General features: G+C 69.8%; 21 protein-coding genes and 2 pseudogenes. 10 read left to right on the top strand and 13 right to left on the bottom strand.

Going from position 1 to position 25,885, the window contains the following annotated elements; all coding sequences use genetic code 11:
• Nucleotides 1–40 precede the first annotated feature (40 nt).
• The 6 genes from ACIBK3_RS12880 to ACIBK3_RS12855 all read right to left on the bottom strand — a co-directional run bounded on the left by ACIBK3_RS12880 (nucleotide 41) and on the right by ACIBK3_RS12855 (nucleotide 6,058).
• The gene (locus ACIBK3_RS12880) at nucleotides 41–820 is read right to left on the bottom strand and encodes an exodeoxyribonuclease III (RefSeq protein ID WP_399364824.1); all 780 of its coding nucleotides are present in this window, start codon (nucleotides 818–820) and stop codon (nucleotides 41–43) included.
• Nucleotides 821–1,041: 221 nt separating this feature from the next.
• On the bottom strand, nucleotides 1,042–1,677 hold the full coding sequence (locus ACIBK3_RS12875; RefSeq protein WP_399364822.1) for an MBL fold metallo-hydrolase: 636 nt from the start codon (nucleotides 1,675–1,677) through the stop codon (nucleotides 1,042–1,044).
• 32 nt (nucleotides 1,678–1,709) lie between these two features.
• Nucleotides 1,710–3,011 (bottom strand): 4-carboxymuconolactone decarboxylase, encoded by a 1,302-nt coding sequence (pcaC, locus tag ACIBK3_RS12870; RefSeq protein ID WP_399364820.1) that lies wholly within the window; start codon nucleotides 3,009–3,011, stop codon nucleotides 1,710–1,712.
• Between the two features lie 574 nt (nucleotides 3,012–3,585).
• Nucleotides 3,586–4,173 (bottom strand): hypothetical protein, encoded by a 588-nt coding sequence (locus ACIBK3_RS12865; RefSeq protein WP_399364818.1) that lies wholly within the window; start codon nucleotides 4,171–4,173, stop codon nucleotides 3,586–3,588.
• On the bottom strand, nucleotides 4,167–5,015 hold the full coding sequence (locus ACIBK3_RS12860; protein WP_399364816.1) for a hypothetical protein: 849 nt from the start codon (nucleotides 5,013–5,015) through the stop codon (nucleotides 4,167–4,169). Before ACIBK3_RS12860 ends, ACIBK3_RS12865 begins: the two co-directional genes overlap by 7 nt.
• A 638-nt stretch (nucleotides 5,016–5,653) precedes the next feature.
• Entirely contained in the window at nucleotides 5,654–6,058 is a 405-nt protein-coding gene (locus ACIBK3_RS12855) for an ArsR/SmtB family transcription factor (protein WP_399364814.1), read from the bottom strand.
• 108 nt (nucleotides 6,059–6,166) lie between these two features.
• Here ACIBK3_RS12855 and ACIBK3_RS12850 point away from each other — a divergent pair, with 108 nt between their 5' ends.
• Both ACIBK3_RS12850 and ACIBK3_RS12845 read left to right on the top strand, forming a co-directional pair.
• Nucleotides 6,167–8,149, top strand: coding sequence for a heavy metal translocating P-type ATPase (locus ACIBK3_RS12850; protein WP_399364812.1), 1,983 nt, complete (start codon nucleotides 6,167–6,169; stop codon nucleotides 8,147–8,149).
• Between the two features lie 22 nt (nucleotides 8,150–8,171).
• A pseudogene (locus tag ACIBK3_RS12845) lies at nucleotides 8,172–8,561 on the top strand ((2Fe-2S) ferredoxin domain-containing protein); the annotation flags it as partial.
• A 34-nt stretch (nucleotides 8,562–8,595) separates the two neighbouring features.
• Here the strand turns inward: ACIBK3_RS12845 and ACIBK3_RS12840 are convergent.
• Nucleotides 8,596–8,970, bottom strand: a complete 375-nt coding sequence (locus ACIBK3_RS12840; protein WP_399364810.1) for a hypothetical protein — start codon at nucleotides 8,968–8,970, stop codon at nucleotides 8,596–8,598.
• Between the two features lie 164 nt (nucleotides 8,971–9,134).
• On the opposite strand from ACIBK3_RS12840, the gene ACIBK3_RS12835 reads away from it, so the two are divergent.
• The 3 genes from ACIBK3_RS12835 (at nucleotide 9,135) to ACIBK3_RS12825 (ending at nucleotide 10,918) form a co-directional block, all read left to right on the top strand.
• Nucleotides 9,135–10,100, top strand: coding sequence for an ATP-binding protein (locus tag ACIBK3_RS12835; RefSeq protein WP_399364808.1), 966 nt, complete (start codon nucleotides 9,135–9,137; stop codon nucleotides 10,098–10,100).
• A 39-nt stretch (nucleotides 10,101–10,139) separates the two neighbouring features.
• Nucleotides 10,140–10,532, top strand: coding sequence for an SCO5389 family protein (locus ACIBK3_RS12830; protein WP_399364806.1), 393 nt, complete (start codon nucleotides 10,140–10,142; stop codon nucleotides 10,530–10,532).
• Nucleotides 10,533–10,732: 200 nt separating this feature from the next.
• A complete protein-coding gene (locus ACIBK3_RS12825) occupies nucleotides 10,733–10,918 on the top strand; it encodes a bL28 family ribosomal protein (protein WP_399365562.1) in 186 nt (61 codons plus the stop codon).
• A 4-nt stretch (nucleotides 10,919–10,922) separates the two neighbouring features.
• Here the strand turns inward: ACIBK3_RS12825 and ACIBK3_RS12820 are convergent, their stop codons facing one another.
• The 3 genes from ACIBK3_RS12820 to ACIBK3_RS12810 form a co-directional block, all read right to left on the bottom strand.
• Nucleotides 10,923–11,651, bottom strand: coding sequence for a TIGR03943 family putative permease subunit (locus ACIBK3_RS12820; RefSeq protein ID WP_399364804.1), 729 nt, complete (start codon nucleotides 11,649–11,651; stop codon nucleotides 10,923–10,925).
• Complete coding sequence (locus ACIBK3_RS12815; protein WP_399364803.1) at nucleotides 11,648–12,667, bottom strand: permease; 1,020 nt, start codon at nucleotides 12,665–12,667, stop codon at nucleotides 11,648–11,650. Before ACIBK3_RS12815 ends, ACIBK3_RS12820 begins: the two co-directional genes overlap by 4 nt.
• A gap of 263 nt (nucleotides 12,668–12,930) precedes the next feature.
• Entirely contained in the window at nucleotides 12,931–15,000 is a 2,070-nt protein-coding gene (locus ACIBK3_RS12810; protein WP_399364801.1) for a putative Ig domain-containing protein, read from the bottom strand.
• 543 nt (nucleotides 15,001–15,543) lie between these two features.
• Here ACIBK3_RS12810 and ACIBK3_RS12805 point away from each other — a divergent pair.
• Nucleotides 15,544–17,130, top strand: a complete 1,587-nt coding sequence (locus ACIBK3_RS12805) for a YibE/F family protein (protein ID WP_399364799.1) — start codon at nucleotides 15,544–15,546, stop codon at nucleotides 17,128–17,130.
• 411 nt (nucleotides 17,131–17,541) lie between these two features.
• Here the strand turns inward: ACIBK3_RS12805 and ACIBK3_RS12800 are convergent, their stop codons facing one another.
• Nucleotides 17,542–17,757: a hypothetical protein gene (locus tag ACIBK3_RS12800; RefSeq protein WP_399364798.1), complete on the bottom strand. Its 216-nt coding sequence runs from the start codon at nucleotides 17,755–17,757 to the stop codon at nucleotides 17,542–17,544.
• Between the two features lie 558 nt (nucleotides 17,758–18,315).
• Here ACIBK3_RS12800 and ACIBK3_RS12795 point away from each other — a divergent pair.
• Together ACIBK3_RS12795 and ACIBK3_RS12790 are read left to right on the top strand one after the other, a co-directional pair.
• Nucleotides 18,316–19,338 (top strand): DNA-directed RNA polymerase subunit alpha, encoded by a 1,023-nt coding sequence (locus tag ACIBK3_RS12795; RefSeq protein WP_399364796.1) that lies wholly within the window; start codon nucleotides 18,316–18,318, stop codon nucleotides 19,336–19,338.
• A gap of 242 nt (nucleotides 19,339–19,580) precedes the next feature.
• A complete protein-coding gene (locus tag ACIBK3_RS12790; RefSeq protein ID WP_399364795.1) occupies nucleotides 19,581–21,266 on the top strand; it encodes a ribonuclease J in 1,686 nt (561 codons plus the stop codon).
• Between the two features lie 287 nt (nucleotides 21,267–21,553).
• Here ACIBK3_RS12790 and ACIBK3_RS12785 read toward each other — a convergent pair.
• Together ACIBK3_RS12785 and ACIBK3_RS12780 are read right to left on the bottom strand one after the other, a co-directional pair.
• Nucleotides 21,554–22,336, bottom strand: a pseudogene (locus ACIBK3_RS12785) (DUF418 domain-containing protein); the annotation flags it as partial.
• A 29-nt stretch (nucleotides 22,337–22,365) separates the two neighbouring features.
• The gene (locus ACIBK3_RS12780; protein WP_399364793.1) at nucleotides 22,366–23,163 is read right to left on the bottom strand and encodes a FadR/GntR family transcriptional regulator; all 798 of its coding nucleotides are present in this window, start codon (nucleotides 23,161–23,163) and stop codon (nucleotides 22,366–22,368) included.
• A 374-nt stretch (nucleotides 23,164–23,537) separates the two neighbouring features.
• On the opposite strand from ACIBK3_RS12780, the gene ACIBK3_RS12775 reads away from it, so the two are divergent.
• Together ACIBK3_RS12775 and ACIBK3_RS12770 are read left to right on the top strand one after the other, a co-directional pair.
• Nucleotides 23,538–24,902 carry an ABC transporter substrate-binding protein gene (locus ACIBK3_RS12775; RefSeq protein ID WP_399364791.1) on the top strand — a complete coding sequence of 455 codons (1,365 nt, stop codon included), beginning with the start codon at nucleotides 23,538–23,540 and terminating at the stop codon, nucleotides 24,900–24,902.
• Nucleotides 24,899–25,813, top strand: a complete 915-nt coding sequence (locus ACIBK3_RS12770) for a carbohydrate ABC transporter permease (RefSeq protein WP_399364789.1) — start codon at nucleotides 24,899–24,901, stop codon at nucleotides 25,811–25,813. Before ACIBK3_RS12775 ends, ACIBK3_RS12770 begins: the two co-directional genes overlap by 4 nt.
• Nucleotides 25,814–25,885: the final 72 nt, after the last annotated feature.

The following is a 25,885-nucleotide window of genomic DNA, read 5'->3' as shown; positions in this document are numbered from 1 at the left end:
GACGGCTTCGCGCATGGCTCGTTGACCTGTCTCCGGCGTCTTACACGTCGAGGTCGACCACGACCGGGGCGTGGTCCGAGGCACCCTTGCCCTTGCGCTCCTCGCGGTCGACGTAGGCGTCCTTGACGACCTTGGCGAACGGCTCGTTGCCGTACACCAGGTCGATACGCATACCGCGGTTCTTGGGGAAGCAGAGCTGGCGGTAGTCCCAGTACGTGAAGGGGTGCTCATACTTCAGGGGCCGCGGGACCACGTCGGACAGGCCCGCCTCGCGCAGGGAGGCGAGGGCGGCGCGCTCGGCGGGGGTGACGTGGGTGGAGCCCTCGAAGGCGGACCTGTCATAGACGTCGTCGTCCGTCGGCGCCACGTTGTAGTCGCCCATCACCGCGAAGGGGCGGCTGCCCGCCGCGTCGCCCGCGACGGCCGCCTTCAGGGCCTCGAACCACTGCAGCTTGTAGGCGTAGTGCGGGTGGTCCACCTCGCGGCCGTTCGGCACGTACACCGACCAGACCCGGACCGGACCGCAGGTCGCGGAGAGGGCGCGGGGCTCGGGGGCGCCGTCGTAGCCGGGGTCGCCGGGCAGGCCCTTGACCACGTCCTCGACGCCGACTCGCGATATCACCGCCACGCCGTTCCACCGACCGGTGGCGTGCACCGCCGCCTCGTAGCCCAGCTCGCGCAGCTCGTCGAACGGGAACTGGGCCTCGGCGACCTTGGCCTCCTGGAGGCAGAGCACATCGGTGCCGCTGCTCTCCAGCCAGGCCAGGAGCCTCGGCAGGCGGGCGGTGATCGAGTTCACGTTCCAGGTCGCGATACGCATGCCTCACAACCTACCGGGCGGGTCTGACAGTGAGGACGCGCGTGGTACCGCTCGGGGCCGAGGACCGGAGGGGTCGGAGGGGTCGGAGGGGTCGGAGGGATCGGGGGGCCTGGAGAGGTCTGGAGGGGGCTCAAGGGGTCTTGGACGGTCCGGACGGGTCTCAAGGGTTCTTGGGACGGTCCGGACGGGTCTCAAGGGTTCTCGGAGGGTCTGGAGGGTCGTTACACCTCGGCCGACTCCCCCGCTGTCAGCCGCAGGTGGTCCGTGCCGCCCAGGGCGCCGATCTGACGGTCGTAGACCGGGCGGGCGAGGTCGGCGAGGAGGGCGTCGTGGACGTCGTAGGCGCGCTGTGGCTTGACCTCGCGGACGTAGTCGATGACCTCGGAGATCTTGCTCCAGGGGGCCATCACCGGGAGCATCAGCGTCTCCACGGCGTGGTCGGGGACGGTGAGCGCGTCGCCGGGGTGGAAGATCTTGCCGTTGTCGACGAGGTAGCCGACGTTGGTGATCCGCGGGATGTCCGGGTGGATGACAGCGTGCAGCTCGCCGTGCACCTGGACGTCGAAGCCGGCGGCGGTGAAGGTGTCGCCGTGGCCGACGGTGTGGACGCGGCCGGGGAAGGCGGCGGAGATCTGCTCGGCGACCGACGCGAGGGTCCAGATCCCGGCGGCCGGGTTGGCCTCCATGGCGGCCCGCAGCCGGCCCTCGTCGAAGTGGTCGGGGTGCTCGTGTGTGACGAGGATCGCGTCCGCGCCGAGGGCGGCGTCCTCCTCGCTGAATCCGCCGGGGTCGAGGACGAGCGTCCGCCCGTCCTTCTCGAGGCGGACGCAGGAGTGCGACTTCTTCGTGAGCTTCATGACGTCCATCCTGCCTCCGCCCCGCGCGGGGCTCACTCGGTGGGGGTCGTCTCCTCGCGGATGACCTGCTGGGCCACCTTGAACGCGCTGTTCGCCGCCGGTACCCCGCAGTAGACGGCCGCGTGCAGCAGCACTTCCTTGATCTCGGCCGGGGTGAGGCCGTTGCGCAGGGCGGCGCGGGTGTGGAAGGCGAGCTCGTCGAGGTGGCCGCCCGCGACCAGGGCGGTGAGCGTGATGCAGCTGCGGGTGCGTCGGTCGAGGCCCGGCCGGTCCCAGATCTCGCCCCAGGCGTAGCGGGTGATGAATTCCTGGAAGTCCCCGGAGAACTCGTCGGCCTGTCCCAGCGCCCGGTCGACGTGCGCGTCGCCGAGCACTTCGCGGCGCACCTTGATGCCGGCGTCGTAGGGGTCCGGGCGGCCCATGGTCTGCGGCTCCACGGCGGCCGGGGCGATCTCGGCGATCGGCTGCGCGGGCTGCGGCGGCGCGGCGGCCAGGACCGGCTTGACCGGGGCCGCCTGGATCGCGGTCATGCCGGTGGTGGAGTCGAAGCCGGGCTGCCAGGCGGTGGAGAAGTGTCTGACCAGCAGGTCGGTGACGGCGCCGGGCTGCTCGACCGGCACCAGGTGCGAGGCACCGGGCACGACGGCGAGCCGGGCGTCGGGGATGCCCGCGACCAGGGTGCGGGCCTCGGCGGGACCGGTGACCTGGTCGTCCGAGCCGACCAGGACGAGCGTCGGGACGCCGACCCGGGCCAGCTCGCCCCGTACGTCGAACGAGGCCAGCGCCTCGCAGGCGGCGATGTAGCAGCCGGGGTCGGTGGTGCGCACCATCTGCACGGCCCACTCGGTGATCGCGGGCTGCGCGGCGGCGAACCCGCCGGTGAACCAGCGGTCCGGGGACGTACGGGCGATGGGGTCGAGCCCGTTCGTACGGACGATCACCCCGCGCTGCCGGAACTCGTCGGCCGTGCCGAAGCGCGGCGAGGCGGCGATCAGCGCGAGCGAGGCCAGCCGCTCGGGGTGGCGCAGGGCCAGCTCGATCCCGACCGCGCCACCGAGCGCGCAGCCCGCGTAGCCGAAGCGCTGCACACCGAGGCCGTCGAGGGTGGCGAGCAGCCGGACGGTGAGATCGCGCACGGCACCCGCCGGGTACGCGGGCGCGCCGCCGTGCCCGGGCAGGTCGAACCGGAAGACACGCCACTGTTTCGCCAGCTCGGGGACCTGCCGGTCCCACATGTGCCAGGTGGTACCCAGTGAGGGACCCAGGATCAGGACAGGTGCGTCTTCTGGCCCGTCAAAGCGGTATTGCAGGGTGTTCGGTGGTGTCTCACTCACGCCCCAGACCCTCTCACGTATCACGAAATCTCACACGGCCGGGTGAACCCGACGGCTCCCCAGTGCACCCTCCTGGCTCGCGCGCTCTCCCAGTCCCCGCGCCGCACCCCTTCCTTCTTCGGCACAGCTTCCAGGCGGTCCGGATTACAGCAAAGCGTGTAGTGCCATCCCCGAGGATCGGCATGACACAGCTGGAAGCCTTCCGGAATCTCCCCAACCAGCGGCCTGAACGCCACTCGGTGGAAAAGCTGCGTCTTTCCCTCACAGGAGACGTGTCCGTCGTTCGGTCGATACGCCGCCCGACTCACGCTTGCCCCTGCGCCTCGACACCCTGAAGGCCATCCCACGTTGTGGCGCCTGCGCGGAGATCCTCTACGTCCGCTTCGCCTACCACTTCTTGGCGGCCTTCACATTCGTGTGCCGGGCCCGCCGCGCGAGGATGTGATCCGGCACGCCGTGGTTGGCCAGGTACGTGCGGCACGACGAACGAGCGTCATGACGACGGACTCGGCGGAGACCGAGGATCAAGGTCCGAACACCGCCGGAGAAACCGGCCGCGGGGTCCCCGCCCAGGTCAAGGGGCGCCAGATGGCGACGGCGCCAACATGGCGCACATATTGTCCTCATGGCACCGCACGAAGAACGCCGACCACTCGGCCGGCAGTCGCGATGTCCCCCGGGCGAAGACGGCCACCGTGTCGCCGCGCTCGTAGGTCAGCCCGCCCTGGTCCACGACGGGAGAAGTCTCCAGCAGACGGGCGAGCGATGCTGGGTCGAACCCGTACTCGTCACGCCACATGGTGACGATGTCGGCCGATGTGCACCCGGTGCACTCCTCAGTGAGGAAGTGCGTTGGACGGCCGCCGCCGAGCAGGCGGGCCAGCGCGGTGAAGTCGCCTGCGCAGGCGGCCCGATGTACCGGATCGATCACCTTGCGCCACGCGGCGGCGGACCGTCGGCCGCCCACCCCGGTGAGGTTCGGCGGCGAGCAGCGCGCCGCGCCGGCCGAATCGTGCGCCTGCGGCACACCCGACCGCCGGGCAGGCGTTCCCTCGTCGTCGTGCCACAGCAGCCACGCCGATGTCCCGGCGACCGCCAGGAGAAGCAGGAGCGCCACCAGCCACCGCATGCGCCCTCGGCCCTGGTTCCGACCGGTCAGCACGACCCCTCCAGTGCGCGGCCCGGTTTGGCCGGCGCCGAGGCAGCGATACGGCCGAGGGAGTAGTCGGCGCGCATGGCGTAGACACTGCGATAGTGCGGCGTTCCTCCCGCGGGTGTCGGGACGAGCGCGCTCACCTGGAAAGGCTTCCCGTGGTCGTCGATCACGGCCTTCTTCTTCTGGCTGCCGAGCATGTACGTGGCCTCGAGCCGGAACGCCACGTAGTGCTGCCGCGTGACAGCCCGGACAAGGAGCACCTGCTGCTCGTTGTCCTGAAGGGTGATGGTGCGCTGGGCGAAGAACGGCGGGCCGAGCCCCTCCTGCGGGTTCCCGCCACCGTCCGTGCCGGCGTCGTTGCCGAACTTCATGTCGTGCGCGACGGGAAAGGGGCGGTCCATGTCGAACAGCATGTTCATCGTGGGCGCGCCGCCCTGCGACGGCGCGCACAGGAGACTGCCCGACAGCGGGGCCGATCGCGCCACGATCAGCGGGCGGATGTCCTCGATGGCGATCTGCTGGTTACGGTGACCGGTCAGCGTCACCCGCACGGTGAGGGTTTCCAGGTTGACCGCCCCGATCGACCGCAGCAGCCCGGTGAAAGCCGCGGTGGTGGCCGAATTCCGACGCGCCAGCATCCGCACCTGCGCGGCGCTCGGCCGGAACTCCTCCTGTGTGACCGCGCTCCTGCCCTCGTCATCAAGGCGTACGGCGTCGATCCCGACGGAGAAGTCCGGTCCCGACCTCAAACGATCTTTGGTCGACAGGGGGTTGAGGAGCTGTCCCGGCAACGCGAGGAGCACACCCGTGAGCAGCGTCCCGAGGACCCCCAGGACAATGGTCCCCACCCACATCCTGGACGACCTCACCGATCTGGCGAGAGCGGGCAGTTCTGTTGGCCGAGGCCCCCTCCGCACCCGCGGGAAGGCCGTGCGTATCCTCAAGCGTCTCCTCACTGCCACGCCGGCCATCGTAACGATCCAACACGCCTCACCAGGCTCGACCGCACATCAAGGTCACGGACCAAGTCGGCGTGCGTGAACTGTCCGCGGGCGGAAGGTAGTCCACGAACTTGTCGACGCCCTGGGGGTGAGCCAGCCGCTGGTCTCCCAGCACCTGAGGGTGCTGCGCAACTCGCGCATCGCGACCGCCAACCGTCAGGCGCGCGAGATCCAGTGCGGCCTCCGGACGACCACATCGCCCACATCGTCCTGGACGCCATCCGGCACGCACAGGAGTAGCCCGGCGCCGCCGTCACGCGGCAGCGCCGACCGCTTCCTGGGGCGGACTCGGTCAATGGCGCCCGGGGGTCGAGGACTTCGCCTCGTACACCCTCAGCAGTTTTCCGGCCGCCGCCTACGACAAGCTGCCCACCGCCCACCAAGACGTGCTCCACGGCCTGGCCGCCCAGCAGCTGCCGCAGGTCAACGACTACCGGCTCGGCATTGTTCGGCTGCCCTGGCACCGGCCACGGCTCACCCGGACGTCAGATCCTCCGGACGGCCACTGTTTCACGTTCCGCCTCCGCGTCGGTCCCGGCGGTGTCGCTCAGGCCCAGGCGGAGATGCTCGACGTGATAGAGGGCCTGGTCGAGGAGTTCGGCCACGTGGTTGTCGTAGAGGGAGTAGACCACGGAGCGGCCTTGCCGGGTGCCGACGACCAGGCCGAGGTTGCGCAGCAGGCGCAGCTGGTGGGAGCAGGCCGACTGCTCCATGCCGACCTCGGCGGCCAGTTCGGTCGCGGGCAGCGGACCCTCGCGCAGCCGGGCCAGGATGAGCAGCCGGGACGGGGTCGCCAGCGCCTGCAAGGTGGTGGCGACCTTGGCGGCGTTGGCCGCGTCCAGGCGTGCGCGCGGGACGCTTCCGGCAGGCGGTGCGGCTCCATGACCCATGCGCCAAGGATACGGCAGGATCCCATGAACGCATGAATCGGTCTTCATTTGTTCCTGTTACGGTGGTGGGGTCGGACCGCGCCCTCATCCGTGAAGGAACCCCTGTCGATGTCTGCCACCCTCACCCGACCGGCCCCACCCGGCGGCGCCGCCCGCGAGACGGTCGCGCCCCGGCGGCGCACCCGGATCTTCGCGCTGCCCGAGGCCCGGTGGGCGGCCGCCGCCCTGGCGCTGTTCCTTGTCGCACTGCCGCTGTACCTGCTGGGCACGTCGGCCTGGTCGTGGGGTTTGCTGTTCGCGGCCGTCTACGTCACCGGGGGCTGGGAGCCCGGCTGGGCAGGGCTTCAGGCGCTCAAGGACAAGACCCTGGACGTGGACCTGCTGATGGTGGTCGCGGCCCTGGGTGCGGCGGCGATCGGGCAGGTGCTCGACGGGGCGTTGCTGATCGTCATCTTCGCCACCTCCGGTGCGCTGGAGGCGATCGCCACCGCCCGCACCGCCGACTCGGTGCGCGGCCTGCTGGACCTCGCCCCCGCCACCGCCACCCGCGTCAGGGGCGACGGCAGCGAGGAGAGCGTGCCCACCGAGCAACTGCGCATCGGTGACACGATCCTGGTGCGGCCCGGCGAGCGGATCGGCGCCGACGGCCGGGTCCTGGACGGGGCCGGCGAGGTCGACCAGGCCACCATCACCGGGGAGCCGCTGCCGGTGGCCAAGCAGGAGGGCGACGAAGTCTTCGCCGGCACGCTGAACGGCACCGGCGCCCTGCGGGTGGCGGTCGAGCGCGACCCGTCCGACTCGGTGATCGCGCGCATCGTGGCCATGGTCGAGGAAGCCTCCGAGACGAAGGCCCCCACCCAGCTGTTCATCGAGAAGATCGAGCAGCGGTACTCGATCGGCATGGTCGCGGCGACGGTCGCGCTGTTCGCCGTGCCGCTGCTCTTCGGCGCCGAGCTGCAGTCGACGCTGCTGCGGGCGATGACCTTCATGATCGTCGCCTCCCCGTGCGCGGTGGTGCTGGCCACCATGCCGCCGCTGCTGTCCGCGATCGCCAACGCCGGGCGGCACGGCGTACTGGTGAAGTCCGCCGTGGTCATGGAGCGGCTCGGGCAGGTGGACGCCGTAGCGCTGGACAAGACCGGCACCCTGACCGAGGGCACCCCACGTGTGACCGACATCCGCCCCCTGCCCGGATCCAGCCTGGACGAGAACACCCTGCTCCAGCTCGCGGCGGCGGCCGAGCACCCCAGCGAGCACCCACTGGCCCGCGCCATCGTCGACGCCGCCCGCACCCGCCGCCTCACGATCCCGCTCGCGGAGGACTTCGCCTCCGCCCCCGGCACCGGCGTGACCGCCACCGTCCAGGGCCGCACCGTGGCGGTCGGCAGCCCCGCCCGGCTACTGGACGGCAGTGACCACCCGGCCGCTTCGGCGGCCTCCGACCTGGAGGAGGACGGCCGCACCGCGGTGCTCGTGCTGGCCGACGGCACCCCGGTCGGCGTGCTCGGCATCGCCGACCGGCTGCGCGCGGAGGCCGCGGGCACCACCGCCGCGCTGGCTGAACTGACCGGCACCGTGCCAGTGCTGGTCACCGGTGACAACGCGCGCGCCGCCACCCGGCTCGCCAGGGAGGTGGGCATCACCGACGTGCGGGCGGGCCTGCTGCCGCAGGACAAGGTCGCCGCCGTCCAGGAGCTGGAGCGGTCCGGGCGGAAGGTGCTGGTGGTCGGCGACGGCGTCAACGACGCGCCCGCGCTGGCCGCCGCCCACACCGGCATCGCCATGGGCGGCGCCGGGTCCGACCTGGCCCTGGAGACCGCCGACGCCGTCGTGGTGCGCGACGAACTCGCGACCATCCCCACCGTCGTCGCGCTCTCCCGCCGCGCCCGCCGCCTGGTCCTGCAGAACCTCGCGATCGCCGGCGTGTTCATCACCGGCCTGGTCGTCTGGGACCTGGCCGGCGACCTGCCGCTTCCGCTGGGCGTCGCCGGACACGAGGGTTCCACCGTCATCGTCGGCCTCAACGGCCTGCGCCTGCTGGCCGACGGCGCCTGGCGCCGCGCCCGCGCCGACATCCGAATCAGCCAGTGAGCCGCCGGACCCATCGCAAGGCCGCCCCCGCCACCACGGGGCGGCCCGCTGCACGGTCACCGTCTGCCGCGGCTGCTGCTGCGGAACGGCGAGGATCCCCGGCGTCGACCACGCAGCTCAGCTCGCCGGCCTGCGGCAGGCGCTCGCCGGCACCGCACAGGTGCGGGTGACCGGCCGTCTGGACGCCTGCGAGCACGCCAACGTCATCGTCGTCCAGCCCTCCGCCGCCGGCCGGGCCGTCGGCGGGCGCCCGGTGTGGCTCGGCTTGGTCGACGACCCCGACGCCACCGACGACATCGCCGCCTGGATCACCGCCGGCGGCCCCGGGCTCGCGGACCCGCCAGGCGTGCTCGACCTGTATGCCTTCACCCCTTCACGTCGCGCCCGCCAGGCCGTCGACGGCGGGCCGTGACCACCGCTCGCGGGATGCGTGGGGACCTGACCCGTCAGTTCAGGTGCGCGTTCTGCGGGGCGGGCGCCGCGCGCAGCCTGCCGGGTAGGGTTCCGTCCTCCGGCATCCCGGCCCGCAGCCACGATCCGACCGCTTCGGCGTCGTCTGCCGTGACGAGCGGACCCAGCCGTACGACGGTCCCGGAGGGCTCGCGGTCCGCCGCACACGGTTGCACGGCGGCGTACAACCCACGCGGGTGACGGCAGTGCAGGACCTTCCGCAGACAGCCGGTGGGGACCATGACCCCGTGGCGGCAGCCCCGGACCGCCCGGCGCGGACCATCCATCACCTGCTCGGTGGCGGGATCGCAGGAAGCACGGACGACGAGGGTGAAAGGGCGGCCCCGAGGGCCGTATGCGGCATTACTCATGCCTCGGCTTCCTCCGCACGGTTGACGAGAGAGTTCCTCTGCTTGCGCCGGATGGCCCAACGCGCTGCGTTGACCAGCTCGTTGGGACGCGAGTGATTTGACACAGTCCCGCCGCACCACCAGCCTATGCTCATGACATCCATTTCCAATAGGAGTCGCTAGCGATGCGCGTTGCCTTCGTCGGCAAGGGCGGCAGCGGTAAGACCACCCTGTCGGCCCTCTTCTCCCGTCACCTGGCCCGCTCGGGCGCGCCGGTCGTCGCGATCGACGGCGACATCAACCAGCACCTGGCGTACGCGCTGGGCCTCGGCGAGGACGAGATCTTCGCCGCGCCGCCGCTCAGCGCACGCACCGGCGAGATCAAGGACTGGCTGCGGGGCACCAACCCGCGGATCCCGTCCCGTGACGCCATGGTCAAGACGACCCCGCCCGGCCGCGGGTCCCGCCTGCTGCGGCTGCTGGGCGACGACGAGATCCACTCCCGTCATGTGCAGGAGGTCGGCGGTGTGTCGGTGATGGTGACCGGCGCCTTCGACGAGAGCGACCTCGGCGTGGCCTGCTACCACTCCAAGCTCGGCGCCGTCGAGCTCTACCTCAACCATCTGGTCGACTACCCCGGCGAGTACGTCGTCGTCGACATGACCGCCGGCGCCGACGCTTTCGCCTCCGGCCTGTTCACCCGCTTCGACATGACCTTCCTGGTGGTCGAGCCGACGCGCAAGAGCGTCTCGGTCTACCGCCAGTACCGCGACCACGCCGCCGAGTTCGGCATCCCCGTCGCCGTGGTCGGCAACAAGGTCACCGGCGAGGACGATCTCGAGTTCCTCAGGAGCCACGTCGGCGACGACCTGCTCGCCCATTGCGAGCAGTCCACCTTCGTCCGCGCCCAGGAGCAGGGACGCGACGAGGGCGAGCTGGAGGCACACAACACACGCGCCCTCGACCGGCTGCGCGCAGCCGTGGACGCCCGCCCCAAGGACTGGGCCACCTTCCAGAAGCACGCCGTGGAGTTCCACCTGCGCAACGCCGCCGCCTGGGCCAACGAGGCCACCGGCGAGGACCTGGCCGCCCAGGTCGACCCTGACTTCCGGCATGGGCCGACCGCCCTCGCCGCCCTCGTCCGATCCTGACCCCCGCCCGTACGGAACCACAGAACAGGACAATCCTTCATGTCACTCGACGTCTCCCCGCGGTTGCTCGCCGAAGCCGAAAGCGGTGACGTACGGGAGGAGGACTTCGTGGAAACGGTCCGCACCTCCCTGCCGTACGCCTACCACCTCATCGCCCGTCTCGTCGGTGAACTGCGCTCCGGCACTGCGGAGTTCGCGGACAACCAGACCCCGCCGCCCTCCGAGAAGGAGCGCGGACAGCTGCTGCGGGCGCTGTCCAGCGACGCCATCCGGGGCAGCCTGGAGCGGCACTTCGGCGTCGCCCTGGCCTTCCAGAACTGCCACCGCGTCGCCGTCTTCCCCCCGGAGGCACAGGGCGGTGAGACCCACACCCGCTTCACCTCGCTGCGCGCCCAGATCCTCAACCAGTCACCGGAGTTCCGCGACTGCTGAACTCGGGGCTCTCGTGCTGCCCGGCGGGCACGGCACCACGCCAACGCGCCGGGCAGCCGGGCGGCCCGCCCGCGTCACGCCTGCCGCGTCGGCACGTTCCGGGCGCTGCCGGCCGGTGACCGGGTGGAGCTGAGCGTCGCTTCGTTCACCTCCCGAGCGATCCATGACAGCGGGCGCTCGCTGAAGGGTCGTACGGTCCGCTGACCGGCTTCGGTCATCACATCTCCCTCTCCCACCGGCGCAGCAAGCGCCGCTTCGACCCCACCATCCAGCGCAAGCGCTACTGGCTGCCGAGCGAAGGCCGCCACGTCCGGCTCACTCCGACGGTCGGTTTCGTCCGCGGGACGGATGTGGATGTGGTGCGGGCCGGCAGGTGGACCCATTAAGGGACTAGGAAGGCACGAGGGGAAGGTCGTCGGTGTAGGCGTTGACCGGCGGCGGGATGCGGCGGACGGTGCGGACGTCGAGGGCGGCAGCCGCGGACTTCGTGCCGAGCGTGCCGCTGGGGTGCCAGGTACCGGTCACCGCCAGCCAGGTGTTGGCGGGCGGCGCCGTGGTTCCGTACGCGCGGACCTTGACGGGACGTGCATCGGCCGCGCAACACGTGAAGATGATCCGGGTCAGATCCCAGGCGCCACCCTGTCCGGCCGGCGTGACGAAGCCGGTCAACTGGACGGTACGGCCCTTGATGGCCGTTTCGCGGTCCTGCTGGACCCGGGTGGTGAAGTCCGTGAGGGTCATGGGTAGCGGCGAGGTGGCGGGCAGCGAATCGAACTTCTTCTGCTTCTTGACCACCGTGCCGTTGGAACGTGCCGCGGTGTACGCGCCGAGGGCCGGTGGGGCGTAGAAGACGAGACTGAGAGCGGGGAGGAACAGCAGCCACGCGATGCGGGGTGCCGTGTTGTGGTGGTGGCCGTGAGCATGGCCGCGGTGTTCGTCTCGGCCTTGGTCCATGGCCACGCCCGCCAGGGCGAGCAGCAACAGCAGCACCCCGGAGACGAGCAGCAGGGGGCGCAGCCCCTCCTTGACATAGCGCAGGTAGAGGCCGGTGAACAGGGTGGAGTGCAGCAGACCGACACCCATCACGGCCAGCAGCACGGCCTGTGCATGGCGTTTCACAACAGGGCGCCTCCGATCAGGGCAGTGGCGGCCACCGCCACGACGGTGGTGATGGAGGAGAAACGCCAGGCGAAGGCCCGGCCGAAGGTGCCCGCCTGCAGGGCGATCAGTTTCAGGTCGACCATGGGGCCGACCACCATGAACGCCAGCCGGGCGGTCGGCGAGAAGCCGGTGAGGGAGGCGGCGACGAAGGCGTCGGCCTCCGAGCAGACGGCGAGTACGACGGCGAGGGCGGCCAGGAAGAGCACCGACAGCCAGGCCGAACCGGAGAAGGTGTCGAGGACGGAGCGCGGTACGGCCACATTGAAGGTCGCCGCTGCCATCGCGCCGAGTACGAGAAAGCCCCCGGCATGCAAGAAGTCGTGCTGGAAGCCGAGACGGAACTCCCTCCACCGGCTGCCGCCGGGCTGATGCCCGGTGTGCGGTGCCGTGGCTCGCAGCCATTGCTCCTTGCCCAGCCAGAGCCAGAGCCAGCCCATCACCGCGGCGGTGGCCAGTGAGGCGAGCAGCCGGGCCCCGACCATGGCCGGGTTGCCCGGAAAGGCCACCGCCGTCGCGGTCAGTACCACGGGGTTGATCGCGGGCGCCGAGAGAAGGAAGGCGAAGGCCGCTGCCGGAGTCACTCCACGTCGGATGAGGCTGCTCGCGACGGGCACGGAGGCGCACTCGCAGCCCGGCAGGACCGCTCCGGCCACACCTGCCACCGGTACGGCCAGGGCGGGACGCCGAGGCAGCACCTTGGTGAACAGGGCGGCCGGCACGAATGCGTTGATCGCACCGGACAGGGCGGTGCCCAGCAGCAGGAAGGGCAACGCCTGCACGGTGATGGCCAGGCAGACGGTGCGCCACGCGGCGACGGCCGGCCGCTCCGGCCACGAGGCGCCGGCGAGGGCGAACACCGCCGCCAATCCGATGGCCGCCAGGACACCGACCACCAGCGGCCAGAGCAGTGCCCTGCGTCGTGGTGTCCCGGACGACGGAGTCCCTTCGACGGACGGGATGACCGCGCTAGCCATTTCATCCGTTTTCATACCTTTACCCCGAATGTCGATTTCGTCGGCAAAGGTAAGCACTGAATACGGGCATGGGCGGGCGTACACGCCGTCACATGGCGATGCCTTGAACGAAGACATGAACCATTTGGTGATCCCTGCTCCGCCGCGCGCCCAGCCGCGAACGCGTCATCCGAGACCGCCGGCGGTGGGACACCGGGTGGGTGACGGGTGTCCCGCACGCGGACGGTTACCGCGTGCGGGATCGGGTGCTCCCCTCGGGTGGGTCAGCTGGTCGTCAGGGCGGTGTCATCCACGACGAAGCTGGTCTGGAGAGAGGAGTCCTCCACTCCGTTGAACTTCACGGTGACCGTCTTGCCCGCGAACGAGGACAGGTCGAAACTCTTCTGCGCGTACCCGGAGGCGGCGTTGAGATTCGAGTACGTGGCCAGGGTGGTCGAACCCGCGGTCACCGTCAGCTTGTCGTACGCGGTGCTGCGGGTGGTCTCGGCGGTGTCTATGTGCAGGTAGAAGGTGAAGGTCGCCTTGCAGCCGGCCGGGACGGTCACCGACTGGGACAGCGTGTCGGTGTGCGAGGAGCCGTAGCCGTCCAGCCACGCCTTGTACGAGCCGCTGTGCGCGGCCTCGCCGCTGTCGGTCGTGATGACCCCGCTGATCGCACTCCAGCCGGTACTGCCCGACTCGAAGCCCGGGTTGGCCAGCAGCTGGGAGGAGGAGCAGCCGCCGCCACCGGAGCCGACGGTCCAGGAGAAGGAGGTCGAGCCGGAGGCGCCGGTGGAGTCCTTCGCGGTGACCGTGACCTGGTAGGTACCCGCGGTGGACGCCGTACCGGAGATCAGGCCGGTCGAGCTGTTGATGGACAGCCCGGGCGGCAGTCCGCTCGCGCTGTAGGTGAGGGCCGCGCCCGCGCTGTCACTCGCCGATATCCGCAAGCTGACCGAGCCGCCGGTGGTCGTGGACTGGCTGCCGGGGTTGGTGACGGTCACCGTGTTTCCGCTGCTCGTGCCCGAGGTGAAGGCGGTGATGCCGTTGGGGGTGCCCCAGCCGGTCGGGCCGTCGTAGCCGGTGGTCGCGGTGCAGAAGTACGACGGGGAGCAGGAGCCGTTGCTGCCGCTGGTGACGTCGTTCAGGTTGGAGGTGTGGGAGTAGGGGTACTTCGCCGGGTAATCGCTGGAGCCCGGGGTGCCCGCGAGGGCGTAGACGCCGGCGACGATCGGGGCGGAGGCGCTGGTGCCGCCGTAGACCGCCCAGCCGGAGCCGCCGTAGGTGTCGTAGACCGCGACGCCGGTGGCCGGGTCGGCGACGGCGGAGACGTCGGCCTCCATGCGCTTGGAGCAGCCGGTGTCGGTCTGCCAGCTCGGCTTCGCGTCGTACGCGGAGCAGCCGGAGCCGGTGCCCTCGGTGGAGCTGGTCTTCCAGACGGACTCGCTCCAGCCGCGGGAGTTGGAGGCGGTGGTCAGCGCGGTGCCGCCGACCGCCGTCACGTACTGGGAGGTTGCCGGGTACTCGGCGCCGTAGGCGGAGTCACCGGAGGAGACGGTGATGGCGACGCCCGGGTGCTTGAAGTACGAGGTGTCCTCGCCGGTCTGGGAGGAGGACTCGCCGCCGCCCCAGCTGTTGGAGACGAACTTGGCGCCGAGCGAGACGGCCTCGTTCTCGGCGATGCCGAGGTCGGTGTCGTTCGCGGAGTTGGCCTCGACCAGGATGATGGTGCAGTTCGGGCAGACCGCGCTGACCATGTCGACGTCCAGCGCCTCCTCGCCGGCCCAGCCGGTGTCGTCGGAGGGCAGCGAGGTGGTCGAACCGGTCTGGCTGACCTGCTTGAAGCAGCCGTTGGCCTTGGTGCAGGCGGACAAGCCGTAGGTGGAGCGGTAAGTGGCGAGGTCCGACTCGGCGTTGGGGTCGTTGAAGGCGTCGACCACGGCGACCGTCAGGCCGCTGCCGCCGGTGGTGGGCAGGTTGTAGGCGCTGTGCAGGTTGGCCGGGGAGAGGCCGGAGGGGGCCGCGGCGGCGAGCGCCGAGGCGAGGCGCTGCTTGATGTCGGTGCGGCGCTGGGCGAAGCAGGACGCGTGGCCCGGCTCGGCGGTGGCGCACAGGTGGGTAGTGGGTACCTTCTGACCGGCCTTGCCGGTGGCGTGGAAGGTCTGGCGCGCGGGGTCGGTCAGCGCCTTGTTGTTCTGCGTGACCTTGGTGGTGTGCGGGTGGGCCGCGGCGGCCTGGGCGCCGGCCGTCGGTGCCATGACGAGTCCGGCGAGGGTGAGGGTGAGGGCCGGGAAGGAGACGGCGAGGAGTCTTCGCAGACTCCGTCTCCGCTTGCTCAGACGTGACTGACGCATGGGGTTCTGCCTCCGTTGACGTGGGGATGCGCACTGGATTGGCAGGCCCGTGACGCGCGTAGCGGCGGCGAAACCGCGCAGTCATGAGCATGACATTCTGACCCGGCATGCCCGCATGAGCGAGACATGACAGGGTGCGAGAGGAACGTAAATCCGAGGCGGGCGGACCGGCAGTGCCGCAGGGAATTCTTTGCTCCGCCATAGGATGAGATTGGACACTTCATTGGAGGTGACTGGGGCGGGCTTGGCGCAGATCTGGGGAAGACCGAAATCGGACAAGTACCGAGACTGAAGCCGGACCAGTCCCGGAGGCTGACCCCGCAGCGTCTCGATGACCTCTTCCGCGGTGGCTCATTCCGCCGACCGTCCTGAACGCCCCTCGCGGCCGTACAGCCATCACACGTGTTCTGTTCACCGAGCAAGGCCCCGATGGTTTCGCGGAGAGCAGGCTGAGACCACGACCCAGCCGTTCCCGTACTCTTCCGGAGAGTCGCCGCGCAGGCCCGACTCCCGAGGGGGCAGGACAACCGCGAAGGAGACGGGATGGGAGCCGCTGACCGGCGGGATGCCCGAGAATGGAACGGCGTCGGCGACCGGCCCCAAGCCTGGGACGGTCGCGCAAGGGAGTACGGCCACAACCACCCGTACGGGGATCTTCCCGAGTCGGCACCTCACCCCGGCTACGGACCCGATGCCGGCGCGGGCCACATCCCCTCTCCGGCCAGGGGCCACGGGCACACCGCCATGATGGGTAATGAACGCCCCACCGACACCGGCACCGGGCATGACCCCGGTCACGGATCCGGAGCGGGCGCCGGCGGTCACGGGCATGCACACAGCCATGGGCCTGCCGCGCCGGTCTCCCGGCATCTGCGCAAGGTCATCGCCGCGATCCTGATCCCCTTCACCGCCGCCGTCATAGTGGGGCTCTTGGTGCTCTGGCCCGGCGGCGCCCCGCCCCACAAGCGCACCGGCGTCGGCTTCGACCGCCAGACGCAGCAGGCCACGGTCACCAAAGTCGTCGAGGTGAGCTGCAAGTCAGTCAACGCCTCCGGGGAGGCCCCGACCGGCGACACCTCCACCGCCGAGGGCACCACTGCCCAGCAGGAGGCAGGCGGCACCTGCAAGAAGGCGACGATCCGGGTGGACACCGGCAAGGACGAGGGCCGTACGTTCACCGAGATCGTGCAGCCCGATCAGTCGCGGCAGCTGCACCAGGGCGAGAAGGTCGTGGCCGCCTACGAGCCCTCCGCGCCCAAGGACCTGCAGTACTCGGTCGCCGACGTGAACCGCCGATTCCCGATGGGCCTGCTGGCCGGCATCTTCGCGCTCGCCGTCGTGGTCGTGGGGAGGCTGCGCGGCGTGATGGCGCTGGCCGCCCTGGCCATCAGTTTCATGGTGCTGAACTTCTTCGTGCTGCCGGCGATCCTGCAGGGCTCGAACCCGCTGCTCGTAGCCGTGATCGGGTCGAGCGCCATCATGCTGATCGCCCTGTACATGTGCCACGGACTGTCGGCGCGCACATCCGTGGCGGTGCTCGGCACCCTGGTCTCACTGCTGCTGATCGGCATCCTCGGCTCGCAGTTCATCGGCTGGGCCGCCCTCACCGGCAACACCGACGACAGCACGGGTCTGATCCACGGGCTCTATCCGTCGATCGACATGAGCGGTCTCCTGCTCGCCGGCGTCATCATCGGCTCCCTCGGCGTCCTCGACGACGTCACGGTGACCCAGACATCGGCGGTCTGGGAGCTGCACGAAGCCAACCCGTCGATGGGCTGGCGCGGGCTGTACCGCGCGGGCATACGGATCGGGCGCGACCACATCGCGTCCGTCGTCAACACGCTCGTCCTCGCCTACGCCGGCGCCGCACTGCCCCTGCTGCTGCTCTTCTCCATCGCACAGAGCAGCGTGGGCGCCGTCGCCAACAGCGAACTGGTCGCCGAAGAGATCGTCCGCACACTGGTCGGCTCGATCGGACTGGTCGCCTCGGTACCGGTCACCACGGCCCTGGCGGCTCTGGTGGTCTCGGCGGACCGGCCCGGCCCGCGGACGGAAACGGCTGCGGCAGGCACGGTGGCGGCCGGCGGAGCGGCGGCCGGCCGGGGCAGGCGTCGGCGCAAGCGTTGAGGGGAGTCCTGCCGCGAGGGCCCGCGATCGATTCCGCACTCGTGGGTGGCCACCCCCTCGCCGGGATGCTGCACCCCCGACGCGTCCGAACCCGCTGAACCTTCCGCTGATGCCGACCGCGCCGCTGGTCCTCCTGGCTGCGTACTCCACGTCGTACGCTCCTGAAGCGCGCGGGGCTGGTCCGGCAGCGGCCCACTGACCACGAGGCCGGGCAGGCAGCCGATGACCGCACCGGCCTGGCCCACGACCACCTCGCCGAGCCGGCCGTAACCACCGGCCGGCACCGCCACCGTGGCAGCCGGCAGCAGCCACGCCGGGCCGCTGCCTCACCTGTCGTACCCGGCCGCCTCGTGGGCTGCTCGTACCAGGGCCACACCGTGTGCCCCTGTCACGCCGGGAGCGTGCCATCGGTCAGGCGATGACTACGCCGTCCAGCTTGCCGGCCTTCGCCTCCTCCACCAGGGAGCCGAACTGGTCGACGCTCATCTGGACGCGCTGGCCGAAGTCGTCGGTGAGCAGAACGCGGCGCTCCGCAGGAGCGCTCGGGTCGACGAACAGCTGCGGGCAACCGCAATCGCAGTTTCCGCAGAAGGTCGCCAGCGGTTCCAGACCGTTGATGTCACTCATGGCGCACTCTGCCTTTCGGGGAAGTCTCACGGCCGGAGGCGTGTCGACCACCTGGGGCCCGGTACTGCCCTGGACATACCCCCGGGCGCACGGCACCACCCGCCCACGTCAGGGGCGGCCGGAGCGCGGTCCTGAGACACCACGCGCCGGTTCACCCCCCGATGCTCCCGCTTCTACGTGCTTCAGGGGAACCAGGCATGTCACGTCGACGACTACCTGAGGGGGCGTCATGCGCTCCTTGGACGAGGCGCAGTGCTGATGCTGCTGGGGAGGCAGGACGGGAGTTGTGGGAGGCGCCCCGCTTCATGCGCTCGCCGTATGGCTGGATCGATGCTGTGGCTGGATCGATGCCGAGGTGCGGCACCCGGAGGATTGAGAGACGCACGGGAGAGGGAGTCGGCCTGTTTTCCTGTTCCCAGGGGGCCCGAAGCCTCCTTGCTGAGTTGGGAGACGGGCGGCTCGGCCTCGCCGGAGAGCGCATCGCCCGTACCGCCCCGTACCCTTCGTAGTGTCTACGGCGTCACATAGTGGGCGCAAAACCACTGGAGGCAACACCCCGTGCTGATTGCTCAGCGTCCGTCCCTGACCGAAGAGGTAGTCGACGAGTTCCGCTCCCGGTTCGTGATCGAGCCGCTGGAGCCGGGCTTCGGTTACACCCTCGGCAACTCGCTCCGCCGTACCCTTCTGTCGTCGATCCCCGGTGCGGCTGTCACCAGCATCCGCATCGACGGTGTCCTGCATGAGTTCACCACCGTGCCCGGTGTCAAGGAGGACGTCACCGACCTGATCCTCAACATCAAGCAGCTGGTCGTGAGCAGTGAGCAGGACGAGCCGGTCGTGATGTACCTGCGCAAGCAGGGCCCGGGTCTGGTCACCGCCGCCGACATCGCGCCCCCGGCCGGTGTCGAGGTGCACAACCCCGACCTCGTCCTCGCCACGCTCAACGGCAAGGGCAAGCTGGAGATGGAACTGACGGTCGAGCGCGGCCGTGGTTACGTCTCCGCCGTGCAGAACAAGCAGATCGGCCAGGAGATCGGCCGTATCCCGGTCGACTCCATCTACTCGCCGGTGCTGAAGGTCACGTACAAGGTCGAGGCGACCCGTGTCGAGCAGCGCACCGACTTCGACAAGCTGATCGTCGATGTGGAGACCAAGCAGGCGATGCGTCCGCGTGACGCGATGGCGTCGGCCGGCAAGACGCTGGTCGAGCTGTTCGGTCTGGCGCGCGAGCTCAACATCGACGCCGAGGGCATCGACATGGGCCCGTCCCCCACGGACGCCGCCCTCGCCGCCGATCTCGCCCTGCCGATCGAAGAGCTCGAGCTCACCGTCCGCTCGTACAACTGTCTCAAGCGCGAGGGCGTCCACTCCGTGGGCGAGCTCCTGGCGCGGTCCGAGGCCGACCTCATGGACATCCGTAACTTCGGTGCGAAGTCCATCGACGAGGTCAAGGCGAAGCTGGCCGGCCTGGGCCTGGGCCTCAAGGACAGCCCGCCCGGATTCGACCCGACCGCCGTTGCCGACACCTTCGGCGCGAGCAACGACGCGGACGCCGGTTTCGTGGAGACCGAGCAGTACTGAACGCTGTGCTGCGCCGGGGCAGGGAACATCCACACTGTTCCCTGCCCGCCGGGCGGTCCCGGCCGGGCGCGCGCCCGCCCGCCACCCTCGATTCCTCAGTGGCCGTGCGGGCACGCCCGGGCCGTCCGACGGCCTGATCCGATCGTCCCGGGGTACCCGCCGCGGATACCCACGCTCCGTCGGAAGGAAGAGATCGGACAGGCAATGGATCACTCGTCCCGCTCTCCGGGTAACGTCAAGGTATGAGTCATCCGCACCCTGAACTAAAAGCCGCCCCGCCCCTTCCCGCCGGAGGGTTGCGGGTCGTCGCCCTGGGCGGCCTGGGTGAGATCGGCCGCAACATGACCGTCTTCGAGCACGCGGGCAAACTGCTCATCGTCGACTGCGGCGTGCTGTTCCCCGAGGAGACCCAGCCCGGCGTGGACGTGATCCTGCCGGACTTCACCTCGATCCGGGACCGGCTGGACGACATCGTGGCCGTGGTGCTCACCCACGGCCACGAGGACCACATCGGCGGCGTGCCGTACCTGCTGCGCGAGCGGTCCGACATTCCCGTCGTCGGCTCCAAGCTGACGCTGGCGTTCCTGGAGGCCAAGCTCAAGGAACACGGCATCCGGCCGCGCACGGTGCGGGTACGGGAGGGCGACCGGCGCGGTTTCGGGCCCTTCGACTGCGAGTTCGTGGCGGTCAACCACTCCATCCCGGACGGCCTCGCGGTCGCGATCCGCACCGGCGCCGGGATGGTGCTGCACACCGGCGACTTCAAGATGGACCAGTTCCCTCTCGACGACCGCATCACCGATCTGCGCGCCTTCGCCCGCCTCGGCGAGGAGGGCGTGGACCTGTTCCTCACCGACTCCACCAACGCCGAGGTCCCCGGCTTCACCACCTCCGAGCGTGAGCTGAACCCGGCGATCGAGCAGGTGATCCGCACCGCGCCGCGCCGGGTCATCGTCTCCAGCTTCGCCAGCCATGTGCACCGCATCCAGCAGGTCCTCGACGCCGCCCACCAGCACGGCCGCAAGGTCGCCTTCGTAGGCCGGTCGATGGTCCGCAACATGGGCATCGCCCGTGACCTGGGCTATCTGAAGGTTCCGTCCGGTCTGGTCGTGAGTACGAAGGAGCTGGAGAAGCTCCCGGACCACAAGATCACTCTGGTCTGTACCGGCTCCCAGGGCGAACCGATGGCCGCGCTGTCACGGATGGCCAACCGCGACCACATGATCCGCGTCGGCAAGGGCGACACCGTCCTGCTCGCCAGCTCCCTCATCCCCGGCAACGAGAACGCCATCTACCGGGTGATCAACGGACTCACCCGGTGGGGCGCCCACGTGGTCCACAAGGGCAACGCCAAGGTGCACGTCTCCGGGCACGCCAGCGCCGGCGAACTCGTCTACTGCTACAACATCGTCAAACCCCGCAACGTCATGCCCGTGCACGGCGAATGGCGCCACCTGCGGGCCAACGGCGACCTCGCCATCCGTACCGGCGTCGACCCCGACCGCGTCGTCATCGCCGAGGACGGCGTCGTCGTCGACCTCGTCGACGGACGCGCGTCCATCACCGGCAAGGTCCCCGCAGGCAACGTCTACGTGGACGGCATGGAAGTCGGCGGCGCCACCGAAGCGTCCCTCAAGGACCGCCTCACCCTCGCCGCCGAAGGCGTGGTCACGGTGGTGGCGATCGTCGACGCGGACACCGGCGCCCTCGCCGAGGCCCCCGACTTCCTGGCCCGCGGCTTCGTCCACGACGACACCACCTTCGAGCCGGTCATCCCCGTCATCGAGAAGACCCTGGCCACCGCGGCCGAGGAAGGCGTCGGGGACGCGCACCAACTCGAACAACTCCTCGCCCGCGCCGTGGCGAACTGGGCGTTCCGCACCCACCGCCGCAAGCCCCTCATCATCCCCGTCATCATCGACGCCTGAGCCACAGCCCGGCGGCACACCCGCGGTTCCGGTCGCGGCCCCGCGAGCATCGACGTCGACGCAGCTCAGCTCGATGCGGCCGAACACATACGGGGCAACGGGGGTTGCCGTCACTGGTTCTGGTGGTGGGCGGAACCAGCCTGCAGGTGGGGCCGGCGGCCCTCGGCGCACCTTTCGGTGACGCGTCGGGCTCACGGGTGGAAGCGTGCAAGGACCGAGGCACTTGCCGGATCCGTGAGCGGTCCAGGCCGGGACGGGACGTGGAGGCGAGCCACCCCGTCCTGGCCTCATCGGACGTGCTTCGCCGGCTTGGTGGCGGCGTTGAGCAGATACTCCAGGGGCCCGCGGCGGAAGAAGCGGGACCAGATCACGGCGAACACGGTCGCCCCGAGGATGTACATGAGCAGCGGCGCCCAGGACTGCTGGGTACCGGTCGCGCCGGACCCGGACAGCACGGACTGTGCGACGAAGTGGCCCACGTAGGCCGTCAGGGACATGGTGCCCACGGCGATGACCGGTTTGGCCAGGCGGCGCAGTCGCGGCAGGCGGTCCATCGCCACCGTCGCGCCCACGATCACGAGGATCGCGACTCCCACGCTGCCGATGATGTCGAACGTGGTGCCGCTGTGCGGCCCGGCCGTCAAGAGCAACGATGCCGACTGCGGGTCGAACAACCCGCTGTCGAGGGCCATCGACCCGGAGCCGCCGGACGAGGGTCCGGCTTCCGCCGTGCTCCTCAGCGCGCCCTTTCCGGCCGACAGCGAGGACATGCCGTACGCGGCAACGGTGAGGGCGGCGCCGAGCGCGGCCAGGCGCCGCTGGACAGTGGCGGAGGACAGGTCGAGGGGGGCCGGCGCCATACCGGCGATCACGAACGGCATCCACGTGATCGCCGGGTAGAAGCCGGTGAGCAGCAGATCGAGCACTCCCACGTCGCTGAGCCGGTGGAGCGGGTCGTAGGCGTTGATGCTCTGCTGGACCGGCTGGGTCAGCAGCGAGTTGAGGGCGAACGCCGGCTGTGGTGTGACGAGGGCGAGGGCGGCCGCGGTGATCGCGAGCGTCCTGGCCCGAGGAACAGAGGCCGCTTTCGCAACAGGACCTAGCCGAACAGGCGCCGCTGGATCTCGCGCCGGTAGTCCTCCAGGGTTCTGTCGAGGTGTGCCGCGGTGGCCTGCGCCGCCTCCTGGGGGCGGCCGTCACGGATGGCCCGGTAGATCGCCTCGTGTTCCTCGACGGCGGCCCCGGTGTTCTCGCCGAGCGTGTCATGGATACCGATCGCGCTGGACTGGCGCTGCAGACGTCGTGCGTCCCGTACGGCGCTGACGAGGAAGGTGTTGTGCGAGGCCGCGGACACCGCCTCATGGAAGTCGTCGTCAGCCTGATTGAACACGTCGACCTGGCCATGGACGAACCCGTGCCGGCACTGCTCCATGGCCACCTCGATGGTGCGCAGTTCCGAAGGCGTGGCGCGGGTGGCCGCCAGACTGCTGGCGGACATTTCCTGGACCCTGCGGAACTCGAACAGCATCAGCACGTGGTCGATGTCGACGGGACGGAAGAAACCTCCCCAACGGCTGGTGATGAGCATGCCCTCGTCGTCCGCGACGAACAGGCCCCTCCCCTTGTGGGCCCGCACGCGGCCCAGTGCCGAAAGGATCTTCACGGCTTCCCGCACCACCGCCCTGCTGGTGCTCAGCATCTGGGCCAGGTCGATCTCCGTGGGCAGCCGGTCACCCGCCACCAGCCGCTCCTCGGCGATGTATTCGAGGATCCGCTCCGCCACGATTTCGTACCCGGGACGGTAGTCACGCCGCTCTTCCGAGCCGTGCACTGCCGCGGGCGCAGCGGGAAGGACCTGAGCCGGCGAGGCCGCTTCGATCGCTGGCGTGTCGTTCATCTGTGCTGCCTCCCGGGTGACTGCGGCGAGCGCGACTGATCGCTGTGGAGCCAACACCATCGTAGCTTAGAGGAACTATAAGTCGTACTCATTTTGACCAAGATCTACGACCTTGACTCTGGGATCTCAAGCACACAAAGGACATTTATCGGTCATAACCGTGCACGGCTACCGCGTCATCGCCTCAAACCCGTCAAAGCAACGCCGTACGCACTCTTGACGAACCCCTCGATAAGGCGGCTAATTTCTTCCACGTCGGTAGCAGCGCAGTCGCCTTAAGTGTTCGACGCTCGCCCGGGACGGCCCAGCGTCAGCCCATTCAAGTGCCACCCCTCGACCTGCTCGGGGCACCTGCAAACTCAGTGGAGTCACTCATGACCGTCAACAAGCCTTCGTCCAGCCCGAAGAGAGCGCTCGGCAAGAAGCGTGCGGCGTCGCTGGCCGGGTGCGCGGCCACCGTGTTGCTGACCGTGACGGCCTGTGGCGGCGGCAGCACCGCCGGTACGACCACCAAGGACGGCTTCGCTCAGGCGCCGCAGAAGGACGGCGCGTTGACCGTCTGGGTGGACGCGACCCGTATGGACGCCGCGAAGCTGTACCAGCAGCAGCACCCCGAGGTGAAGCTGAACATCGTCAGCTACGACGGCGACGCCAACGGCTCGAACTACCTCCAGACCAAGGTCCAGCTGTTCAACCGCACCGGCAAGGGCTGGCCGGACGTCGTCTTCAGCTCCCAGAACAACGAGGCCTCCTGGGCCGTCGACGCGGGCTTCGCCGCTCCGCTCAACAAGGGCCTGATCCCGGACGCGACCCTCGGCGGGTTCGCCAAGGGTGCCAACGACGTCTGCACGGTCAACGGGACCCTCTACTGTCTGCGCAACGACCTCTCCCAAGCAGTGCTCTGGTACAACGCTCCGCTGCTGAAGAAGTTCGGCTACCAGGTTCCGACGACCTGGGAGGAGTACCAGAAGGTCGGCGAGAAGGTGGCCAAGGAGCACCCGGGTTATCTCGTGGGCGACGCCGGCGACTCCTTCACCCCCGAGATATACCTGTGGGCGAGCAAGTGCGGCGCCAACCACATCACCGGGCCCAAGTCCGTCTCGGTGAACACCACCAGCGAGGCCTGCACCAAGATGGCCAAGCTCCTCGACGTACTGATCAAGAACAAGTCCATGTCCATCAGCGGCGTCTTCAGCACCGACTTCGGCAAGAACCAGGCCGACAAGGTCCTGCTCATGCCCGGCCCGGCCTGGTACGGCGGCGCGGTCTTCAAGGACACCCTCAAGGTCCCCGCCAAGCAGATCGCGGCGGCTCCCATCCCGCAGTGGCAGGGGGACAGCGCGCCGTCCACCGGCAATGTCGGCGGCGGCACCTGGCTGCTGTCGAAGCACTCCACCCACCTCAAGGCGGCCGCCGACTTCCTGACGTGGGTCACCACCGACAACGCCTACCAGGGCGAGAAGGCGCCCGGCTTCCCGGCCTACGCGCCGGTGGCCGAGGCCTGGCTGAAGGGACAGGACACTTCCGGCTACTTCGCCAGCGACCTGAGCGCCCTCAAGGACGCCTCCTCCCAGGTCTGGCCGGAGTGGGGCTCGGGCCAGTTCAGCCAGGAGGCGATCTGGGCGGCCACCGTCAAGCCCGGCCTGACCCAGGGCAAGTCCATCGTCTCGATGCTGCCGGCCTGGCAGGACTCCATCGTCAAGTACGCCGAGTCCAACGGATACAAGGTCGCGCAGTGACCCTGAGCCCCTCTGCGGCCGCCTCTGCCCACCGGCGCCGTCGCGGCGCCGCACGGCAGAGCCGGGCCGGCGTCGCCTTCGTAGCCGCCTACGTGCTCCTCCTCATCGCGTTCGGCATCCTGCCGACCGGATACGCCGTCTACTTCGCCTTCACCGACGCCGGGGGCACGTTCACCGGCTTCAGCAACTTCGTCACCACGGCGCAGGACTTCCGCTTCATGGACGCCGTGGGCCATGTGGCGCTGTACCTCCTGTTCTGGCTGGTCTCGCTGGTGGTGTTCGTGGTGAGCCTGGCGCTGCTGCTGCACCGTCTCGCCTCTGGCACCATCAGCCAGTCCCTGCGCTTCTTCTTCTACATCCCCGGAGCGCTCGCCGGCGCCGCGAGTGTGCTGGTGTGGCTGTTCATGCTCGACCCGACGGTGAGCCCGGTCAGTTCGCTGCTGGGCTTGCTGGGGTTCCACACCTTCGGCGAGGTGATCGCCCCCGGCAACCTGCCCCTTCTGTTCACGGTCATCGCGTTCTGGACCGGCGCGGGCGGCTGGATCGTCGTCATCTACGGCGCGCTCAACAACATCCCCAAGGACGTCATGGAAGCCGCGCACATCGACGGCGCGGGCGCCTGGCAGACCGCCTGGCGCGTGCAGATCCCCATGCTCCGCAAGTGGATCGTGTACATGGTGATCCTGGCCTTCGCGGGCGGCGCCCAGCTCTTCGTGGAGCCGCAGCTGCTCTCCCTCGCCAGTGTGGGCGTCGCCGGACGCGACTACTCGCTCAACCAGCTGACGTACGACTTCGCCTTCCAGATGAACAACATCAACGGCGCCGCCGCGGTCTCGGTGGAGCTCCTGGTCGTCAGTGTGTCGGCCGCCGCCGTCTTCGTCGCACGGTCGGGGTTCTTCGATGCCGACTAAGACCCCTGCCGGCCCAGCCGCCACCACACCACGCAAGGAACGGGGACCAAGCGCCATGAGCCGAGCGCACCA

Origin of the sequence: Streptomyces sp. NPDC050287, assembly GCF_044459385.1 — a bacterium.
In the GTDB taxonomy this organism is placed as follows: Bacteria; Actinomycetota; Actinomycetes; order Streptomycetales; family Streptomycetaceae; genus Streptomyces.
Note: the sequence above shows the minus strand (reverse complement) of the source record. Positions and strands in the feature narration are given on the sequence as shown.

Excerpts from the sequence above, each read along its gene's own strand:
- ACIBK3_RS12875 (WP_399364822.1), bottom strand. The coding sequence starts at position 1,677 with ATGAAGCTCACGAAGAAGTCGCACTCCTGCGTCCGCCTCGAGAAGGAC.
- ACIBK3_RS12840 (WP_399364810.1), bottom strand. The coding sequence starts at position 8,970 with ATGAGTAATGCCGCATACGGCCCTCGGGGCCGCCCTTTCACCCTCGTC.
- ACIBK3_RS12800 (WP_399364798.1), bottom strand. The coding sequence starts at position 17,757 with ATGAGTGACATCAACGGTCTGGAACCGCTGGCGACCTTCTGCGGAAAC.
- ACIBK3_RS12815 (WP_399364803.1), bottom strand. The coding sequence starts at position 12,667 with ATGGCTAGCGCGGTCATCCCGTCCGTCGAAGGGACTCCGTCGTCCGGG.
- ACIBK3_RS12780 (WP_399364793.1), bottom strand. The coding sequence starts at position 23,163 with ATGAACGACACGCCAGCGATCGAAGCGGCCTCGCCGGCTCAGGTCCTT.
- ACIBK3_RS12790 (WP_399364795.1), top strand. The coding sequence starts at position 19,581 with ATGAGTCATCCGCACCCTGAACTAAAAGCCGCCCCGCCCCTTCCCGCC.
- ACIBK3_RS12835 (WP_399364808.1), top strand. The coding sequence starts at position 9,135 with ATGCGCGTTGCCTTCGTCGGCAAGGGCGGCAGCGGTAAGACCACCCTG.
- ACIBK3_RS12810 (WP_399364801.1), bottom strand. The coding sequence starts at position 15,000 with ATGCGTCAGTCACGTCTGAGCAAGCGGAGACGGAGTCTGCGAAGACTC.
- ACIBK3_RS12830 (WP_399364806.1), top strand. The coding sequence starts at position 10,140 with ATGTCACTCGACGTCTCCCCGCGGTTGCTCGCCGAAGCCGAAAGCGGT.
- ACIBK3_RS12775 (WP_399364791.1), top strand. The coding sequence starts at position 23,538 with ATGACCGTCAACAAGCCTTCGTCCAGCCCGAAGAGAGCGCTCGGCAAG.
- ACIBK3_RS12805 (WP_399364799.1), top strand. The coding sequence starts at position 15,544 with ATGGGAGCCGCTGACCGGCGGGATGCCCGAGAATGGAACGGCGTCGGC.
- ACIBK3_RS12850 (WP_399364812.1), top strand. The coding sequence starts at position 6,167 with ATGTCTGCCACCCTCACCCGACCGGCCCCACCCGGCGGCGCCGCCCGC.
- ACIBK3_RS12880 (WP_399364824.1), bottom strand. The coding sequence starts at position 820 with ATGCGTATCGCGACCTGGAACGTGAACTCGATCACCGCCCGCCTGCCG.
- ACIBK3_RS12855 (WP_399364814.1), bottom strand. The coding sequence starts at position 6,058 with ATGGGTCATGGAGCCGCACCGCCTGCCGGAAGCGTCCCGCGCGCACGC.